Raw genomic sequence first — 17,404 nt, 5'->3', positions numbered from 1 at the left:
ATTGGCCTGCTCCTGGGCGGCCTTGATAGTTCAGCAATCGTTCAGCGATGGCACGTCCTAGCCCACCGCGGCCAAGACTGGGGCTGGGGTGCTGGCTAGGCGATCGGCCAGGGTTTCTCGCAATTGATCCACGCCCCAGTTGCGGGCCGCCGCCATCAACACCACCGGCACGCCCAATTCTTCAATCAGGGCTTCCCGATCGATGGTCAGGCCCCAACGCTGGGCCTCGTCCATCATGTTCACCGCCACAATCACGGGCAGCTCTGCTTCTAGCAACTGCACCGTTAGCGCCAACATCCGCCCCAAATTCTTGGCATCCAGCACATGGACGATCGCCCCAAAGGGTTCCGACATCAGCAAATCTCGGGCCACCCGTTCTTCTTCGCTAATCGGCAACAGGGAATACATTCCCGGTGTATCAATCACACTGACGGCGCGATCGTCCAGGGTCATGGCCCCGCGCGTCACTTCCACCGTTGTGCCGGGATAGTTAGACACCGTGACGTAAGTGCCAGTCAGGGCATGGAATAGGACGGATTTGCCCACATTCGGCATTCCCACCAGGGCAACTTGTGGCCCACTGGGTTCGATCGGGGGCCGGTTGAAGTTTTCGCCAAAGGGCAACCACCGCAGCGATCGCTTGGACCCACAACTCCCGTTGTTTTGATGGCACTGATGACAATCCATGACCCAACTCTCCCTGGCAATCTTGCCGGGCAACGTAATTTGCAGACGCTATTTCAAGACGCTATCCCAAAGTGCTCAAACCCAAGTGCTCAAACACCTGCAAGCAGCCAATGCCAACGCCAGCCCCGGACTGAGAGCATTTTGAGACGGTCGCCCTCATTTTAGGAGTGGCAGGATAGCTTACTGAAAATCTGCAAGACTTTCTCAATAATCCTGATTGTACTTCTTGAGCAATTTAGAGTCTAGAGAACCGGTGCTGGGGCGGAGCGATCGGCCCTGATCTGTGCCGAAATTTGGGAAGTGGCCGGGCCGATCTAGAAAGTGCAAACCGAAATCAGCAAGCTCAAGAAATTCAGAATTTTCAATAATTGCAGCGATTGGGTGGGTATTGGGAATAGTGGAACTTTCACCCATTGCCAACAAACCATGGAGGGTCAAATTCTGTAATTTTGGCAATTAGCCTCCCGAGAGCCATGCCACTCTATTAAGAAAAATCAGCAATTTTATTGAAAATATCCGTCTATTGCACTTACACTGCTAATGAGTTTGGACAGTTCTGTCCCTCCAAAAGCTTTTCCCCTAAGATCCTTGAAGTCACCGCGCCCCTGGGGGTTTGTCCCGCTGGGTCGTGGGCCACTGGCTGGGATTGTTTGTGCCCCCCATCCTTGTCATGGGGAACTAAAGCCATGAGTCATTCCTCAAACCCCGATCGCGAGCCATCCGTAACCCCTGAGCCGCAACCGTTGGCTAATTCAGGGTTGGACTCGGCCGCTGAGGTCTCTCCAATCGCCCCAGCTTTCCAGGAGCAGCCCCCCGAGTCCGATCGGCTGGTGATCAATGCTTCCTCTGCCCCTCCTCAATCCCAACCTGTGAACTCTGATTCTGATCTGGCCGAAACGGCAACGGGTGCGTTGGCGCAATCCACCCCATCCGGCGCGATCGAGCCGGGCCCTGACTCTGCGTTAAGCAACCTCACCCTGTCTGCCCAATTGGGGCAATGGTTGCAGGAATACGGAGAAATTACGACGATTTTGCCGGTGTTGGCGGGCTTGTTTGTCACAACCCGGTTTCAACTGCGCGGTTCGCGGGCCCTGTTGACCAATCTGGCGATCGCGGCGGTGGTGCGCCAAGTCATTCTGTACTTCAAACAGCAGGCCAACAGCTCGGCGGGCACGTTGGCGATGGTGACGGCGGGGGCGGCTTTGGCCACGGTGACCGCAGCGCCGGCCCCCAGCAACCAATCCACCGCCGCTGCCCAGACGAGTCCCATTTCCCTCACTGAACTGGGCAATAATTTGGGCGTTGGTTTGGGTTGCGAAGATTGCACGATCGTCCATTCCGTGCCGGGGCGGATTCGGTTGCGGATCGATCGCCTCCGCACTGATCGAGCCTATGGCAAGCGGCTGGAAACCCTGCTGAAGGATGAGCCGATCGTGTTGGGCACGCGGATCAATCAGGCGGCGGCCTCCTTGGCAATTCAATACGACTCCACGGGCCTCTCGGATTTGGAGTTGGGGTTGCGATTGTTGCAGGTGTTGAATCGCGCCAACCAGGATTAGCCACCATCAGGATTTCAGCGAAAAGGGCATGGCAATGGCAAACATGGGGCAGACCGTGGCGGACGATCGCACCTGGCGCTGGGAACGACCGGCGGCCTGGACCCATTGGGAATTAGTCCATTGGCAGCCGGGCCGGGTGCGGGTGCGTTGGTGGCCGGCGCGGTCTTCGGCCCTGGCGGTGGAACGGTTGGAAACGGCCCTGGCGGCGCGATCGGACGTGGCGGCGGTGCGGGTGGTGCGGGCGGCCGCTTCGGTGACGATTGTGTATCACGATCGCCAATTACCAATGGCCGGCCTGCGATTGCGCTTGGATGACTGGCTGGCCCTGGCTTGGCCCGATCGGGCCCTGCTGTTGCAACCGGCCCCAGAACCGCCAGCTCCTGCCACGGTCGGGGCCCCGACGGAAACGGCGGAGGATGAAGAAGAGGAAGAAGCCTCCTTGTCCCAAACCTTGACGGCCTTGGCTCTGGCGGGGTTGGCCCGGTGGCGGCCCCTGTTGCCGTTGCGGGTGTTGGCGACGGTGGCCCTGTTGCGGGCCGTTTGGCCCGTGGCCCAGCGGGCCTGGCAAAGCGTGACGGTTGATCGCCGCTTGAACATTGACTGCATGGATCTGTTGGCGATCGGCCTCAGCAGCAGCGGTGGATCTTTGGTGGTTCCGTCCTTGGTCTTGACTTTGCACGCCTTGGGGGATGCGATTCGCGATCGCACCGCACGGGCCACGGCCCTGCGAACGGCTAATTTGTCCGATGCGATCGGGCGGTTTGCTTGGGTGAAAATGAACGACGGGCCGCCCCAACGAATTCCCAGTGACCAGCTCCAGGTGGGCGATTTGGTGGTGGTTTATCCCGGTGAGCAAATTCCCGCCGATGGGCCGGTGCTGTCCGGTGAAGCCACGATCGATGAAAAAAGCCTGACCGGGGAACCCTTGCCCGTGGCCGCCAGTGCCGGCCGCTGGGTTCATGCTTCAACCTTGGTGCGATCGGGGCAAATTTACCTGCGAGCCGAACGGGTGGGCAACCAAACCCGTGCCGCCGCCAGCTTGGCCCTGCTGGAACAGGCCCCGGTCTATGACACTCGGATGGCCAACTATGCCGAACGGCTGGCTGACAGGGCGATCGGCCCGGCCCTGATCTTGGCCCTGGTGGTGCTGATTGCCACCCGCGATCCGGCTCGGGCGGCGGCCATTCTGACCCTGGACTTTGTGACCGGCATTCGGCTATCGATTCCCACGGCGTTCCTGGGAGCCTTGAACCACACCACCCGTCACGGTGTGTTGGTGCGCAGCGGGCGAACCCTGGAGCAGTTGGCGGCGATCGATACGGTGGTGTTCGACAAAACGGGCACGCTCACCCAGGGCGACATTGTTTTAGAGCAAGTGTTGCCCGCCCAACCGGACATCACCCCTGATCAACTCCTGCAACTGGCCGCTTCGGCGGAACAGCGGCTGACCCATCCGGTGGCCGAGGCGATCGTGCGGGCAGCGGCCGATCGGGGCCTGACCCTGAGCGATCGGGGTGAATGGAACTATGAAGTGGGCCTGGGGGTGCGGGCCCAACTGGCGGCGGGTGATGTGCTGGTGGGCAGTGCGCGATTTTTAATCCAACAGGGTGTGACGGGTTTGGGCGAATGGCTGACCACCCTGGATCAACAGGCCAGCAGCCAACCCTCGATCGCCCAGCCTTCGATCTATGTGGCCGTGGATGGCCGATTCATGGGCGAACTGCGCTACACCGACCCCCTACGGCCCGAAAGCGCGGCCCTGGTGCAAACCCTGCAAACGGAATTGGGATTGGATGTGCGGTTGCTGACCGGCGACACGCCCGCCCGCGCGGCCCAGGTGGCACGGGCCCTGGAAATTCCAACCGACCGGGTTTATGCGGAAGCCTTTCCCGATCGCAAAGCCACCATCATTCGCGACCTGCGGCGATCGGGGCGCACCGTGGCCTTTGTGGGCGATGGCCTCAACGATTCCGTGGCCCTGGCCTATGCGGATGTGTCTATTTCCTTTGAGCAGGGGTCGGAAATTGCCCGCGAAACCGCCGATGTGGTGTTGATGAATAACCATTTGCTGGATTTGCTGGAGGTGTTGACCATCGCCCGCCAAACCCAAGGGTTGATTGAACAAAACACCGCCTTGGTGGTGCTGCCAAACCTGATTGCTTTGGGCTTGGCCACCACCCGCGGCCTCAGCCCCCCGATCGCCACCGCCATCCACAACGGCTCCGCGATCGCCGCCGGCCTCAATAGTTTGCGCCCCCTGATTCAGCACCACTTTTTTGAGCGACCCCGCGATCGCTAGCGTTCCCTCCCCGCCCACCGATCGCCCCTGTTCACCCCAGCGTTCACCTCGTTGTTCAACCTGCGTTCACTGCCTCGATTTGCAAACCCTTCACCCCCTTCAGACCCATGGCTTGGATTCATCTGGATAAATCCGTGATCACCTTTCATGTCAAGGAAATGATTGAGGATGGCTGTCAACAGGACTTGACAGCCTTGTTGGGGTTGGGGGCCGTCCTGGTGGGGCCCGTGGTGGTGCGATCGCTCCTGCAATCCTTGCACCAGCGCCAACGCCCGATCGCCCTGAGCGATTGGATTACCCAAGCCCAACAAACGGCCCCCGCTCCCACCCTGCGCCTGGCTCCCGCGGCCCAAAACCAACGCCCCAACCGCGCAATGGCAATTGGGGCTTCTCAGCAGGATTCAGTTCAGGGCACAGCACAAACCAACAACGCCGCTTAGGAGAGCGTTAACCGCTCGATCGAACTCGGCAGGAACACCAAGGGGCTTATTTCTGGGTGTTGCATTTCTGGGCGTTCACAATTGGGCGCTTATGATTGGGCGCTCATTGTTTGATGACATCGGGACGGAATTGGGCAGTGAGTGGATCGGCTGGCGCATCCAGCCCGATCGCTCACCCTTCCCATTAGACCAGTCGGTGTTCTTCTTCCGGCGAGGTTGCATTCAACGCCGGGGTCACCTCCGATCCGGGCGCACTGGCCGTTAAACCCAGCGGTACCCGGGCTTCCGCGAGGGCTTCAGCCCGGGCCTCCGCCGCAATATCCGCGATCATTTCGCCGGTTTCCGCGATCGCGGCTTTTGTCTTTTCAAACAACACAACCCCGGTTTTCAACCCTGCTTTGAGCGCTGGTTTCAACAAAGGCAAAATAATCGGGGCAACCACCACCGTTGCCACACCGGCCAAGGCCACCTTAGCCGCAGGTTCTTGAGCCAAACCGATAATGCGCGATCTCAGACGAAGTTCGCCAAGATTCATCATGGGAGTTACTCGCCACCGACGATACATGCCCTAATTCTATCAAGTCTTTCCAAAAGGATTGGATTAAAACAATCTAGATTTCAGGACAACATCAGTCAGCTTATTGAATATTTTTTAGAGGATTGTGATCGCAATTTTGGGCTGCAAAATGATTGAAAAATGACCCAAAGCAGTCCTGTGATTCGTTTATGATTCCAGATTCCTATAGAGAATTTCTGTCAATTTTTACGCCAACGGATCTCCCAATTGAGCACCCAACGGGTCTCCCAACTAATCTCAAGGAACCCAGAAATTGGATGCCGAGGATGTCTGAAAAGCCAAAGCTAGGAGAAAACTTGGGTTGGTGGTCGCCTGGCGGTGCTGGCTCCAGGTCGTCGCGGCCGTAAAAAGCGAGGGCGATCGATTCCCGATCGCCCTCGCTTTTGATGCTCTTTATCGATGCTCTTTATCGACGCACTGAAGCTGTGCCGAATGAAGGGCCGAACGGTCTTACCGTGCGCCCACCAACAGCTTGTCAGCGTTCTTCGCCGTTTCAAAGAAGAAGGCGGCGTTTTCTTCCGGGGTGGTGGACAGAATGCCATGGCCCAGGTTCAGGACGTGACCCTTGCGGCCGGCCTTGTTGATCGTGTCGATGATTCGATCGCGGATGAATGCCTTGGAGCCAAACAGCACGCCGGGATCAATATTCCCTTGCACCATGATGTCCGGGCCCAGGCGACGACGCGCATCGGCCATATCCACCGTCCAATCAACGCTGACCACATTTGCGCCCGATTGGCCCATCCGTTCCAGAATGCCGGCGCTGCCGCTGATGTAAAGCACCAGGGGCACATCGGGGTAGCGATCGCGCACCTTCTTGAAGGCCCGTTGTTGGTAGGGCAGGGCAAAGGTGTCGTAATCCTGGGGCGACAGTTGACCCGCCCAGGAGTCGAACATTTGCACCATTTGTGCGCCGCAATCGATTTGGTGACACATGTAATCTGCCACCATGTCCGACAGCTTTTCGAGGAAAGCGTGCAGCACGGCTGGCTCCGAGAAGGCCATCCGCTTAATCACGGCATATTCTTTGGAGCTTTTGCCCTCGATCGCGTAGGCCGCCAATGTCCAGGGCGCGCCCACAAAGCCCAATACGGCCGCCTTGTTGCCCACTTCTTGGCGAAGGGTGGTCAAGATGGTGCGGATGTAGGGCATGGCCGCATCGGGATCGAGGCGAGTCAGGGCCTGGACTTGCTCCATCGTCCGAATTGGCGACTCAATCACGGGGCCGCGGCTTTCGATGATGTCGAAGGGGATGCCGATCCCGGTCAGGGGCGTGAGAATGTCCGAAAACATGATCACGCCATCGGGTTGGAAGGCGCGGAAGGGTTGCAGGGAAATTTCGATCGCCAAGTCAGCAATTTCCGAGCGATCGCGGAAGGACGGATATTTTTCGCGCAAATCCCGATAAACCTTCATGTAACGCCCTGCTTGGCGCATCATCCACACGGGCGGGCGAGGCAGTTCTTCGCCCCGCAGCGCTCGCAACAAATAAGGCGTATCGTTTGCGCTGGTCATCGTCGCCGCTTCCTTCTTACAAAAACCGGTTTGTTAAATCGAGTGCTTTGACAGCTTACCACCCGTGCGAGCAAGGGCGACTCTCTTGCTTCGTAACGGTTTGCAACGATTTTCGGGCCGCAATTTAGGCAGTCATGGGACGGAGATTTAAGCAGTCATGGGATGGAGATTTGAGCCAGGAAAAATTCCGGGACCCAAATTTCGAGACCACTCGAATCGGATTGCTCCAAGAATCATGCGCCACTCAAGCGACTCTCGCAATTGTGCCAATAACCTAGCCAAACTACATCCGCCCCGGTCAAATCTCAACCAGGTAAAATAAAGATAAAACTCATTGAGCTATCTGCATGGATGGCGATCCCTTCTGGGAGGATTCTTAATCCGGACAATTAGATGAACCGTGGGCAATGGGGCAAAGGCACAGGTGCATCTGCCACAAAGCCGGAAAATCTAGCGCTGAGAAAATCCAGCGCTCAAAAATGCTAGGACGGCGGGTAATCAATCCGCTATGCTGCTGGCAATCCCCCCTCCATGCCGAGTCTGACCGTTAGCCTTATCTAACCCCCCACCAAACACATGGAACCCTCCACCATGGGCGATCGCGCCGCCAGCCCCCGCCCGGAACGCGAAAAAGTTGAGCTTTCGATTCGTCTCGATCCGGACTTGCTCGATCGAGTCAATCACCTGACCGACGACCCAAGCAAAATTATCGAAGCCGCCGTGCGCCAATGGTTGCGGGGTGGCCCAGCCCGCGAGGATGACCTCTCGCGGTTGTTGCCGCGCAATCCCGTTGTGCCGCCCCGTGGCGAATGGAACGATTAGCCGATCGGCCTTAGCTTGTGTTCCCTGAGCTTGTGTTCTTAGATTGCGTTGCCAGTTGTGTTGAATCGCGGAAATTGTGGTGAACTGGGCCTCAGGATTGAAGCTCAGAGATGTTACCACTGAGGTTATTGAGCGGTTATGGCCCTGTAAGCGAGCGCGTAATGTCTGGATCCCCTTCGTCTTCGGATTTTTTGCCATCTACGTTGACCTCCCCGGACAACTCCGCCATGGATCCGACTGTCCTCCCGCATCGCCCTGGTGATCATCGGGATCTGACGACATATCCAGCGCCGCTTGGGTCTCTTGGTGTGGGTTCATCTCCGGTTAGCGTTCCCTCAGAATCGACCGCACCGGGATCGATCGCCTCGGGATCCGTCAGATCGGGATCCGTCGTGTCTGGCTCTGTGCCATCTGATTCTGTGCCGTCGGGAGGGGTTGCGCCCGAATCTGGTGCGCCTGAATCCAGTCTGCCGGAAGCAACCGCGAAGCCAGGGCGATCGGGCATGACCATTGATGAACCCCTCGCGCTTCAGCACTTGGGGGCCGAGTTGGCCTACATCCAAGACAACGAGGGTCACTATCGAGCTTTCCACTGGCGAGAAGCCGCCGCCGTGGGCCTCGATTCCCAACTCATTTGCGCGGCTCCGCCCGAAGAACCCCTCTTTGGGCCAATCAGCCTGCCTGAGTATTTTGAGATTTTGAACCGGGTCATCTTGCAGGGTGCTCCAGAACGTTTAACTTGTCGCCTGGCCTGGGCGAATCAGTCGCGTACTTTTGATTTAGTGCTCAGTCCGATGCTGGGGGACGATGGGCGAGCCGATCGGGTGTTGGTCATGGGGCGATCGATTTCAACGCGATCGCACGAGCCAATGACTCCGGCGAATCTCCCTTCTGCCCTGGATGCTCATCAAAAGCTCCTGAGCAAAATTGCCACCAGCATTCGGCGCACCCTGCCCCTCAGTTCGGCTCTCTATCAAATTCTCTTGACCAAGATTGCGCGCAACATTCGCAAAACGCTCGATCTCGACACCATTTGGCAACAAACGGTTTGTGGCCTCGTCCAAGCCCTCAGTGTTTGTCGGGCCGTTGTTTGTGCCTACCCGGGCCCCCAGGAGGGGGTGGTGCGAGTCGTGGCGGAACATACCCGCAGCCCCAGTCCCCATCCCATGCTGGGCGCTGATCTCTCCGTGGCCCATGACACACCGATGGGGGAGGCGCTGATTAGCCTGGAACCCGTGGTGATGGATCGGCTAAACCAAGATCCCTTCGGGAATCAGTCGGCAATTATTGTGGCGGCTCGTCACCAGGGCAAGGTGAACGGACTGATTGCGCTCTATCAGTACGATCGCACCCGCCACTGGACGACGGCCGAAGCGGAACTGATGCGAGAGTTGGCCGACCAAGTGGGCACGGCGATCGCCCATGCCACCCTCTTTGCGGAAAGCCAAGCCCTGACCCACGAGCTGCAAGAGAAAAACATTCACCTGATTCAAAAGCAGCAGGAACTAGAGGAAGCCCGCGAACAGGCGGAGGAGGTCTCGCGGCTTAAGAGTGAATTCTTGGCCAACACATCCCACGAAATTCGCACGCCCCTGAACGGGGTGATTGGCTTTCTGAAGCTGATTTTGGATGGGATGGTGGATGATCCCGAAGAGCAGCAGGACTTTTTGCAGGAGGCCTACAACAGCGCCGTTCACCTGCTGAATATCCTGAACGACATTTTGGACATTGCCCGCATTGAGGCCGATCGCCTGGAATTGCACCTGGTGCCGGTGAACCTGCGGGAACTCTGTCGCCATGCTTCGGACTTCACCTTGGCCCAAATTCAGCAAAAGGGCTTGCGCTATGACTTGCAGCTCCCGGATACCCACGACGATGTGTTGATGTATGGGGACGATCAACGGTTGCTTCAGGTGTTGCTGAATCTAATTGGCAACGCCATTAAGTTCACCCACGAAGGCGGCATCACCGTCAGCGCTGACCTGATTTGGCAACCGGTGGTGGTGCAAAATCGCGAGCTACCGGGATTTGTGCGAATTCGGGTGGCCGACACGGGCATTGGGGTCTCGCTCGATAAACAAGACCGGCTGTTCCAATCCTTCAGCCAGGTGGATGGGGCCCGCACCCGACGCTATGGGGGCACGGGGTTAGGGCTGGTAATTTCCCGGCGACTGGTGGAGGCGATGGGGGGTGATATGAACTTCTACAGCCTGGGTGAAGGGCTGGGTTCCACGGTGACCTTCACGGTTCCCCTGTATCAGGAACCGGTGATGCGATTGGTGGAGACCTAGGGGCGATCGCCCGCTAGCGACGACGGATTCGACCGAGGGTGGTGATATACAAAACCGCTTCGGCCGGGGGAATGCCCAACACCTCGTTCACTTGGTTGTCAAAGAATCCGGCGATGCCGCTGGCCCCTAACCCCAGGCGGATGGCCGCCAAGTTCAGCCGCTGGCCCAGGTGGCCGCTGTCTAGATGTAAGTAGCGATAGGCGCGATCGCCATAGCGCTCGATCGCCGCGTCTAGGTCTGCCGTTTGGAACACTACCGCCGCCGCATCTCGCCCCAGTTCCTGGCCCAAGCAGAGGAAGTGCAACTCTTCTCGGAAATTTTTGAAGCGAATTTGCCGTAACTCGTTGGCCTGGGGAGCGTAGTAGTAGCAACCGGCTTCGAGACCCTCCACATCGGACACCGCCACGAAGCTGTTGATCAAATAGGGGTCGAAATAGTCCGGGTCAGGATCGAGACCCTGATCGGCGTAATCGCGGGGATGGTAGGCGAAGGTCAGGATGCTGGATAGGTCACTGAGGCTGAGGCTGTCACCGCTGTAGGCCCGGGTTGAGCGACGGTGCAAGATGGTGCGCTCCAACTCCTGAAGCTGCTGACCCCAATGGATGGGCGGCGCGGCGATCGGGGCTTTGAGACCAAAGGGCAGATTGTACTTGTCGGCGGCGACCAAACGGTTGTCCTGGGTGAGCAAGCTCGGATCGATCGCGGCGGATTGGGACGTGATTCGCGTGGCCTGGTGTAGGTAGCGCAGTAGTTGACCATCGGGCAAATCAGGATAGGCGCGATCGGCCCGGGAGGGCAGGGCGCTGGGGGCGGACAGGTGCGGGCGATCGGGCCCGGTTCCTTCGGTGAGGGCCACCACCGCCGTCACGCCCTCTTGCTCGGGTTCCAGAAACAGCAGCCGTTCCAGTTGCTCATCATCAAAACCACCGATCAGCGTGGCCTGATAGTCCACTAGGGAGCTGGCCAGCGTGGCATTGGCCAACAAATGCCCCGTATCCAGACAAATGCGGCGATAGGCTCGATCGCCATAACGCCACGCCGAGCGCTGAAAAACCGCCGTGGTGACCAAGGCCAAGGAAGCGTCGGTTAACGCAGGGTGCTGAAAGCAGGCCGCTTGCAGGTCAGGCCAAAGGGCACTGTCCCACACCTGCACCAAACCATGGGTTTTCACTTGGTAGTGATATAGCCCCGCCGCCAAGGGGCCATTGCCCGGCGACAACAGATAAACCTCCGCTGGATACAGCCCCCCCGCCGAAGGAGCCGAACGGAGCGCCACGCCCATTTGCGGCAGCCGAGCCGTGATCCCATAGGCGCAATAGAGCAACTTGGACAGTCGCCGCCACCAGGTCGCGATCGGGCTGTCTAAAACATCGATCGCGCTGGGCTTGAGATCCAGCACTGTGCCAAATCGATAGTCCTTGTATAGTTCCGGGCGATCGTCCCAATTCAGCGGTCGAGATTGACGCTCGATCGTTTCAGGATCATACTTAGTGCGCTCGTGATAGTACTGAGCGATAGACAACTCTACCTCGGGCATGGCTTCCAATTGAACGAGGAACGATCGCGCAATCAATATCCAACAACAACGGGGACAAATCAATCCACTCGCGGTAAACATCATCGCCCAATTACACCCCCGATCGTCCCACCACGGGAGCAAGATCAACCATCAGCGCCGTGAGGTACATCCCCCCATTCCGAGTCAAGGGTGTGGCCGCCTGGGAGAATTTTTGAAAATGGCTTAATGATGATTTTTTTAAATCAAATGATAATTATTTTTGATTAATAAATTTGCCCTCTATTCAATGCTGAATTGGCTGCTGATCCCACTTCCATCGCCAGCCCATGCAGACGCTCCTGTCCTTGGGAATGTGGCCTTGGCCGATGGCCCCAGTTCGCAATTTGTACCACTGCTGGAGCGCAGATCTCCCAGGAAGCCTAGGAGTCTTCAAAGCGATCGAGGGATCATGATGTCTGTGAGATTAATTATTTTTTGGCAATTTTAAATGTGTTTTCCTGGTTTATAATTTTCTCGATTATTTTCTAATGCAACCTCCCGATCTCCGCTGGGATTGCTGGAGAAGCAAATTCACAAACTGACAAAATTGATACCTGATCATGGACTGGAAAGACAGTAACCCCAGAAATTGAATCTAAAAAAAATCTTAGGTCTGCAAAAATATCCGAAAAATTCTGATAGAAAACGGTTGAATTTTAGAAAAATTCTGACTTCTTCCTGAGACCTACAGTCAGCCAATATTCAGCCAATATCCAGCCAGTATTAGTTAATTAAGCTTTCGTCGATGGTTTAGGAATGCAGCCCAAAATTTGCCCAGTCAGCAATCACCCCAAGGGTTTACCCCGGCAGTAGAATAAGCTCCCGCCACCACTTTGGGCAGAAATTGAGCAGAAACTGACCTGTCACCGTCGCTCCCGCCGTCGCTCGGGAGCCTGTTGTATCGTCGTCGATGGTATGCAAAAACTGACCGCAGCAGAACTCCAATCTGCATATCAGCAAGGTCAACGCAATTTTCAAAAAAGTGATCTTCAGGGAGTGGATCTGTTTGAAGCCTCGTTACCAGACATTGATCTGCAACAGAGCTGTTTGGTCATGGCCTACCTGCCCTATGCCAACTTGAGCCAAGCGCAACTGGCGCAAGTTCAGGGACAACGAATGGAGTTGGGAAATGCTCAGCTCTATCAGGCCAACTTGGCGGGTGCGAACTTGCAGGAGTCCCAATGTGTGCGCAGCAACTTTCGCTATGCCAACCTGCGATCGGCTGATTTGCGTCATGCCAATCTCTGTGGGGCCGATCTATATAGTGCCGATCTGCGGGAGGCGGATTTGCGAGGGGCCGATTTGACCAGTGCCAACCTCAAGTCAGCGCATTTGGAAGGGGCCAAGCTCCAGCGGGCTAATCTGTTTCGGGCGAAGGATCCGGATCTTTCCCAAGCCTTTTATGACCACACAACCCTGCTCCCCGATGGTTACCGGGCCATGGAAAATGAGCGCCAATCGCCAACCGGTCAGCAGTCTTTGGATTAGTTAGATTAGACAGCGCTCCGGATTGACGGGGAAATTCAACTCGACCCTACAATGGCGGTTGATGCTCGGAAAGCGTGGATGGGGCTATGGCACAAGAACAGCGCAATCGCATTGATGAACAAGCAACGGTGACTCCAAAAGAGGGTCGATCGCCCCGAAAGCTGGGATTGCGTTCTGGGGGCTGGCTGTCTTTGGGGGTATTGGGCTTGGGGATGTTCGGGGCTTGGCAAGCGCAGGCCCAAACCCAGTCGTCGGGAACTGCGGCGATCGCCCAATATGCCGATGCGGTGTTGGCGATCGAGCCGGTGCGCCAGGCCGCGGCCAGCCAACTGAAAACCGTCATGGGCGATCGGCCCTTACCGGTGGTGATTTGCTCTCAGGGCGATACGGTGAAGTCGCTGTCGCGGGAGGCGCGGGAAATTGCCGTTTCTTTCTGCAATCAAACCAAGGGCATCATTGAGGGAACGGGCCTCTCGATCGCCCAGTTTAATCAAATGACCCAAACCCACGCGATCGATCCTGCCCTGCGCCAACGGATCCAAGAGGAGTTGGTGAAGCTACAGGCTCCGTCGCAGCCCTAACTGTTTGCAACAAAAGACATCCCGACACAGCAAAAAGCACCCCGGCGTTAGTGATCGCGGGGTGCTCAATTTGGTATCGGATTGAGAAAACGCTTTTAGTTGAGATTTGGCATCAAGGCAACCCATCCATAGAGACCGATTGCCTTGAACCTCCCGGCCTGTCCGGATTGCAACCACACCTGATCACGCCATCGGCAGGCCTGGCAGTGGCAGCAACGATTCCGGCCAGTTCTAGAACTTGAACTCGGTGCGCAGTACGCCCATCACAGCCGTATCACCGTTGTCGTTGGCATCAAACACGGCCACCACACCCGGAGTCAGGTAGATGTTGTCGTTGAGGGCGAACTTGTACATCGCTTCCACCAGAATCGGCGTGTTGTCGTCTTCATCAACGCCGTCGGCATTCACCACCGTCGGCGGTTGACCCACCGTCAGTGCGCCCATGCTGCCTTCCTTGCCCAGGTCGGGGAAGGTGAAGCCCACACCCCAGGTCAGGATGTCAGCATTTGCATCATCGTTGTTCAGGCTGTCGGCCCAGGTGTAGCCGAAGAAGCCGTGCATTCCGAAGTGCTCCGAGAAGCGGTATTGGGTTTGGAAGCCAATGTTGTCGCTGTCGAAGGAGTCACCCTTGAACAAGTTGAAGGTGTTCTTCGTGCCCGAGCCGCCCAGGACGTTGAAGGGGCGATCGACCCGAGAGTAGTAGGAGTGGGCGTAAAGCAGACCGGCCGAGAAGCGATCGTCTGAGCTGGTGTAGTTCAAGCTGACGCTGGCGCTGTAGCTACCGTCAAACAAACCGCGACCCTCATCGGGGCTGGCGGAGTTGCCGGCCGAGTAGAGCGCGGCCACCGTGAAGTTGTCGCTAGCCCGCCAACGAATCCCCGCACCACCGTAGGTGGGCTGGCGATAGATCGGGTTCAAGTCGGCAAAAGCGCTAATGGCTCCATTGCCGCCGCCATAGAGGGGGGTGTGAACCGGGTGGGCATCTTCGAGCAGCAAATCTTGACCCACGATCGCCGTAGCGCGATCGCTCAGGGGGAACTCATAGGCCAAGAAGGTCAGGCGGAAGTTCGTATCGGAACCGTTGCCGTAGCTGAGGTTGGTTAGCCCCGTCACATCGTTCAGGGGGCTGCGAACGCTGTTGGATTCCAAACGGGTGAACAGCTTGTCCTTGCCGGTGAAGCTCGTGACCAACAGCAACCGCGTCCGTTGGCTGAAGGTGACGTTTTCTGCGCCACTATCGTCGCTGTCGTCGCCCGTGAGCGTGCCACCCTGCATTCCGAAGATCACCTGACCGGACAGCTTGGTGGTGGTTGAAAACTGGTTGGCTTCCAGTTCTGAGGTGCGTGCTTCCAGGGAATCAACCCGGCCGCGCAGGGCTGCCAACTCAGCGGCAAATTCTTCTTGCAGCTTTTGCAGCTTCCGCAAATCTTCCTTGGTGGCCAGCGGGTCTGTGGCGGCCTTGATCAGGTCATTGATCCGATCGAGGCAAGCATTCAAACCAGCGGCGAACTCGTAGCGGCTGAGGGGGCGGTTGCCCTTGAACGTGCCATCGGGATAACCCGCAATACAGCCGTAGCGCTCCACCAGGGACTGCAATGCCTGGAATGCCCAATCGGTGGGCTGTACATCCGACAGTTGCGAAACGGAAGTGACTTGATCCAGCGCCATTTCCGAGTCGATCGACCCGAGCAGCGTCGCTTCCGTGGAGGCGTTCACCCCAACCGGACTTTCAGCAGCCGCGCGATCGGCCGTGCCCAACATTGCCCCACCCGAAATGGCCAAGGCGGCCATCAGGATTCCATAGCGACTTTTCAACACGATCTATCCTCACACCAAAACTTTAGTAAATCCTCACTCAGCTCATCACCCTTGTAAACAACGGCGAACAAGCTGATCCTGATAGTAAATAATCAGTGAGGATTTGGTTAAGTATCGGTTATAACGTTTTTTTCAAAACAGCACAATATCCAAATTATCGAATGACAACAATCAGAATCTGTGATGATGGCCCCCGTTGAAACTCGCCCCCGTCAGGACTTTCAGAAAAACAGGAAAAAAAATTCTGTATCTTCAGATACAACGACCTATATTTCAGCGCCCTAGGATGACGCTAAAATCGGGACAAGCCAGGGCTTTTTTGAGTCCTTTATCCAGGCAATAAGCGGGGTTTGTAACTGATTTTTACGCAAAGCTGAGGAGTGTAAAACAATACAATGTCCGGTCAATTTAATCGCCGTAAATTTCTGTTTTACGGCTCCGCTGCCCTGAGTGCCAGTGTTTTACTCAAGGCCTGTGGCCAAGCCCCGGAAAGCGCTCCATCGCCGGGCAGCCCTAGCCCCGGGGCTAGCCCCGCCGGATCCCCTGCTGCTAGTGGTGACACGATCAAAGTCGGCGTTCTGCATTCCCAGAGCGGCACGATGGCGATCAGTGAAAAGAGCGTGATTGATGCTGAACTGCTGGCGATCGAAGAGATCAACAAGGCCGGCGGTGTCCTGGGCAAGCAAATCGAGCCGGTTGTGGAAGATGGAGCCTCTGATTGGCCCACCTTCGCAGAAAAGGCGAAGAAGCTGATTGACCAAGACAAGGTGGTCACCATTTTTGGCTGCTGGACTTCTGCCAGCCGCAAGGCAGTGCTGCCGGTCTTCGAGGAGAAGAAGCACATGCTTTGGTATCCCGTGCAGTATGAGGGGCAGGAATGTTCCCAAAACATCTTCTACACGGGCGCTGCGCCGAACCAACAGATTGAACCGGCCGTTGAGTGGCTGTTCAAAAACAAAGGTAAAGAATTCTTCCTGGTCGGTTCTGACTACGTTTTCCCGAGAACTGCCAACACGATCATCAAAGCCCAAGTGGAAAAGCTGGGCGGCAAAGTTGTTGGTGAGGATTACATTCCCCTGGGCGGCACGGAAGTTACGCCCATCATCACCAAGATTCGCAGCGCTCTACCCAACGGTGGTGTAATCTTCAACTCCTTGAATGGTGACAGTAATGTTGCATTCTTCAAGCAGTTGCAAGGGGCTGGTTTGGGCCCTGACAAATATCCTTCAATGTCCGTGAGTATTGCGGAAGAAGAAGTGAAAGCGATCGGGGTGGAATACCTGGAAGGCCACTACGCCGCTTGGAACTATTTCATGTCGGTGGATTCTCCGGCGAACAAGAAATTCGTGGATGCATTCAAGGCTAAATATGGCCCCGATCGCGTTACGAATGACCCCATGGAAGCGGCCTACATTGCTGTTTATCTGTGGAAGCAAGCCGTCGAAAAGGCGAAGACCGCCGATGACCTGGAAAAAGTGCGGGCGGCTGCCTATGGCCAAACCTTCGATGCCCCAGAAGGCATGGTGACCATGAACGCTAACCATCACCTGTCGAAGGTGGTGCGGATTGGCGAAATTGAAAAGAGCGGTCAATTCAAGGTCGTGTTTTCAACGGATAAGGCGATCGAGCCGGTGCCCTGGAACCAATTTGTGGCTGAAACCAAGGGCTTCGCTTGCGACTGGTCGGATTCGAAGAAGGGCGGCAAGTACAAGATCTAAGCCATTTGATCTTTGTAACCCTGATGATGCTTGGCGGGCAATAGCCACTGC

Annotated in this window: 14 protein-coding genes; 9 read left to right on the top strand and 5 right to left on the bottom strand. The window is 56.8% G+C overall.

Annotation, left to right across the window (positions count from 1 at the left end; all coding sequences use genetic code 11):
- Positions 1 to 57: 57 nt before the first annotated feature.
- Complete coding sequence (locus H6G53_RS09615) at positions 58 to 687, bottom strand: FeoB small GTPase domain-containing protein (protein WP_099532346.1); 630 nt, start codon at positions 685 to 687, stop codon at positions 58 to 60.
- On the opposite strand from H6G53_RS09615, the gene H6G53_RS09610 reads away from it, so the two are divergent.
- The 4 genes from H6G53_RS09610 (at position 686) to H6G53_RS09595 (ending at position 4,985) form a co-directional block, all read left to right on the top strand.
- A complete protein-coding gene (locus tag H6G53_RS09610; protein ID WP_158234361.1) occupies positions 686 to 832 on the top strand; it encodes a hypothetical protein in 147 nt (48 codons plus the stop codon). The genes H6G53_RS09615 and H6G53_RS09610 overlap by 2 nt on opposite strands.
- A 541-nt stretch (positions 833 to 1,373) precedes the next feature.
- Positions 1,374 to 2,246: an HMA2 domain-containing protein gene (locus tag H6G53_RS09605; protein ID WP_199291489.1), complete on the top strand. Its 873-nt coding sequence runs from the start codon at positions 1,374 to 1,376 to the stop codon at positions 2,244 to 2,246.
- A 28-nt stretch (positions 2,247 to 2,274) separates the two neighbouring features.
- Positions 2,275 to 4,545, top strand: a complete 2,271-nt coding sequence (locus H6G53_RS09600; protein ID WP_199309194.1) for a heavy metal translocating P-type ATPase — start codon at positions 2,275 to 2,277, stop codon at positions 4,543 to 4,545.
- Between the two features lie 107 nt (positions 4,546 to 4,652).
- Positions 4,653 to 4,985, top strand: a complete 333-nt coding sequence (locus H6G53_RS09595; protein ID WP_099532344.1) for a hypothetical protein — start codon at positions 4,653 to 4,655, stop codon at positions 4,983 to 4,985.
- Positions 4,986 to 5,169: 184 nt separating this feature from the next.
- Here H6G53_RS09595 and H6G53_RS09590 read toward each other — a convergent pair whose 3' ends face one another.
- A complete protein-coding gene (locus tag H6G53_RS09590; protein WP_199309193.1) occupies positions 5,170 to 5,478 on the bottom strand; it encodes a DUF5132 domain-containing protein in 309 nt (102 codons plus the stop codon).
- Between the two features lie 534 nt (positions 5,479 to 6,012).
- The gene (gene hemE / locus H6G53_RS09585; protein WP_099532343.1) at positions 6,013 to 7,077 is read right to left on the bottom strand and encodes a uroporphyrinogen decarboxylase; all 1,065 of its coding nucleotides are present in this window, start codon (positions 7,075 to 7,077) and stop codon (positions 6,013 to 6,015) included.
- Positions 7,078 to 7,668: 591 nt separating this feature from the next.
- On the opposite strand from hemE, the gene H6G53_RS09580 reads away from it, so the two are divergent.
- Together H6G53_RS09580 and H6G53_RS09575 are read left to right on the top strand one after the other, a co-directional pair.
- Positions 7,669 to 7,899, top strand: coding sequence for a hypothetical protein (locus tag H6G53_RS09580; protein ID WP_099532358.1), 231 nt, complete (start codon positions 7,669 to 7,671; stop codon positions 7,897 to 7,899).
- A gap of 404 nt (positions 7,900 to 8,303) precedes the next feature.
- Positions 8,304 to 10,190: an ATP-binding protein gene (locus H6G53_RS09575; protein WP_370567804.1), complete on the top strand. Its 1,887-nt coding sequence runs from the start codon at positions 8,304 to 8,306 to the stop codon at positions 10,188 to 10,190.
- A gap of 13 nt (positions 10,191 to 10,203) precedes the next feature.
- Here the strand turns inward: H6G53_RS09575 and H6G53_RS09570 are convergent, their stop codons facing one another.
- Positions 10,204 to 11,727 carry a SagB/ThcOx family dehydrogenase gene (locus H6G53_RS09570; RefSeq protein WP_099532357.1) on the bottom strand — a complete coding sequence of 508 codons (1,524 nt, stop codon included), beginning with the start codon at positions 11,725 to 11,727 and terminating at the stop codon, positions 10,204 to 10,206.
- Positions 11,728 to 12,663: 936 nt separating this feature from the next.
- On the opposite strand from H6G53_RS09570, the gene H6G53_RS09565 reads away from it, so the two are divergent.
- Both H6G53_RS09565 and H6G53_RS09560 read left to right on the top strand, forming a co-directional pair.
- Positions 12,664 to 13,236, top strand: a complete 573-nt coding sequence (locus H6G53_RS09565; RefSeq protein ID WP_190532349.1) for a pentapeptide repeat-containing protein — start codon at positions 12,664 to 12,666, stop codon at positions 13,234 to 13,236.
- A gap of 86 nt (positions 13,237 to 13,322) precedes the next feature.
- On the top strand, positions 13,323 to 13,817 hold the full coding sequence (locus H6G53_RS09560; RefSeq protein ID WP_190532346.1) for a DUF4168 domain-containing protein: 495 nt from the start codon (positions 13,323 to 13,325) through the stop codon (positions 13,815 to 13,817).
- A 231-nt stretch (positions 13,818 to 14,048) separates the two neighbouring features.
- Here H6G53_RS09560 and H6G53_RS09555 read toward each other — a convergent pair whose 3' ends face one another.
- Entirely contained in the window at positions 14,049 to 15,635 is a 1,587-nt protein-coding gene (locus H6G53_RS09555) for an iron uptake porin (RefSeq protein ID WP_099532339.1), read from the bottom strand.
- Between the two features lie 395 nt (positions 15,636 to 16,030).
- Here H6G53_RS09555 and urtA point away from each other — a divergent pair, with 395 nt between their 5' ends.
- Entirely contained in the window at positions 16,031 to 17,353 is a 1,323-nt protein-coding gene (urtA, locus tag H6G53_RS09550; RefSeq protein ID WP_190532343.1) for an urea ABC transporter substrate-binding protein, read from the top strand.
- Positions 17,354 to 17,404 lie beyond the last annotated feature (51 nt).

This window comes from Limnothrix sp. FACHB-406, assembly GCF_014698235.1.
Classification (GTDB): Bacteria; Cyanobacteriota; Cyanobacteriia; order CACIAM-69d; family CACIAM-69d; genus CACIAM-69d.
This window is presented reverse-complemented; position numbering and strand designations above follow the sequence as displayed.

Excerpts from the sequence above, each read along its gene's own strand:
- H6G53_RS09615 (WP_099532346.1), bottom strand. The coding sequence starts at position 687 with ATGGATTGTCATCAGTGCCATCAAAACAACGGGAGTTGTGGGTCCAAG.
- H6G53_RS09580 (WP_099532358.1), top strand. The coding sequence starts at position 7,669 with ATGGGCGATCGCGCCGCCAGCCCCCGCCCGGAACGCGAAAAAGTTGAG.
- H6G53_RS09565 (WP_190532349.1), top strand. The coding sequence starts at position 12,664 with ATGCAAAAACTGACCGCAGCAGAACTCCAATCTGCATATCAGCAAGGT.
- H6G53_RS09605 (WP_199291489.1), top strand. The coding sequence starts at position 1,374 with ATGAGTCATTCCTCAAACCCCGATCGCGAGCCATCCGTAACCCCTGAG.
- H6G53_RS09570 (WP_099532357.1), bottom strand. The coding sequence starts at position 11,727 with ATGCCCGAGGTAGAGTTGTCTATCGCTCAGTACTATCACGAGCGCACT.
- urtA (WP_190532343.1), top strand. The coding sequence starts at position 16,031 with ATGTCCGGTCAATTTAATCGCCGTAAATTTCTGTTTTACGGCTCCGCT.
- H6G53_RS09560 (WP_190532346.1), top strand. The coding sequence starts at position 13,323 with ATGGCACAAGAACAGCGCAATCGCATTGATGAACAAGCAACGGTGACT.
- H6G53_RS09600 (WP_199309194.1), top strand. The coding sequence starts at position 2,275 with ATGGCAATGGCAAACATGGGGCAGACCGTGGCGGACGATCGCACCTGG.
- H6G53_RS09610 (WP_158234361.1), top strand. The coding sequence starts at position 686 with ATGACCCAACTCTCCCTGGCAATCTTGCCGGGCAACGTAATTTGCAGA.
- hemE (WP_099532343.1), bottom strand. The coding sequence starts at position 7,077 with ATGACCAGCGCAAACGATACGCCTTATTTGTTGCGAGCGCTGCGGGGC.
- H6G53_RS09595 (WP_099532344.1), top strand. The coding sequence starts at position 4,653 with ATGGCTTGGATTCATCTGGATAAATCCGTGATCACCTTTCATGTCAAG.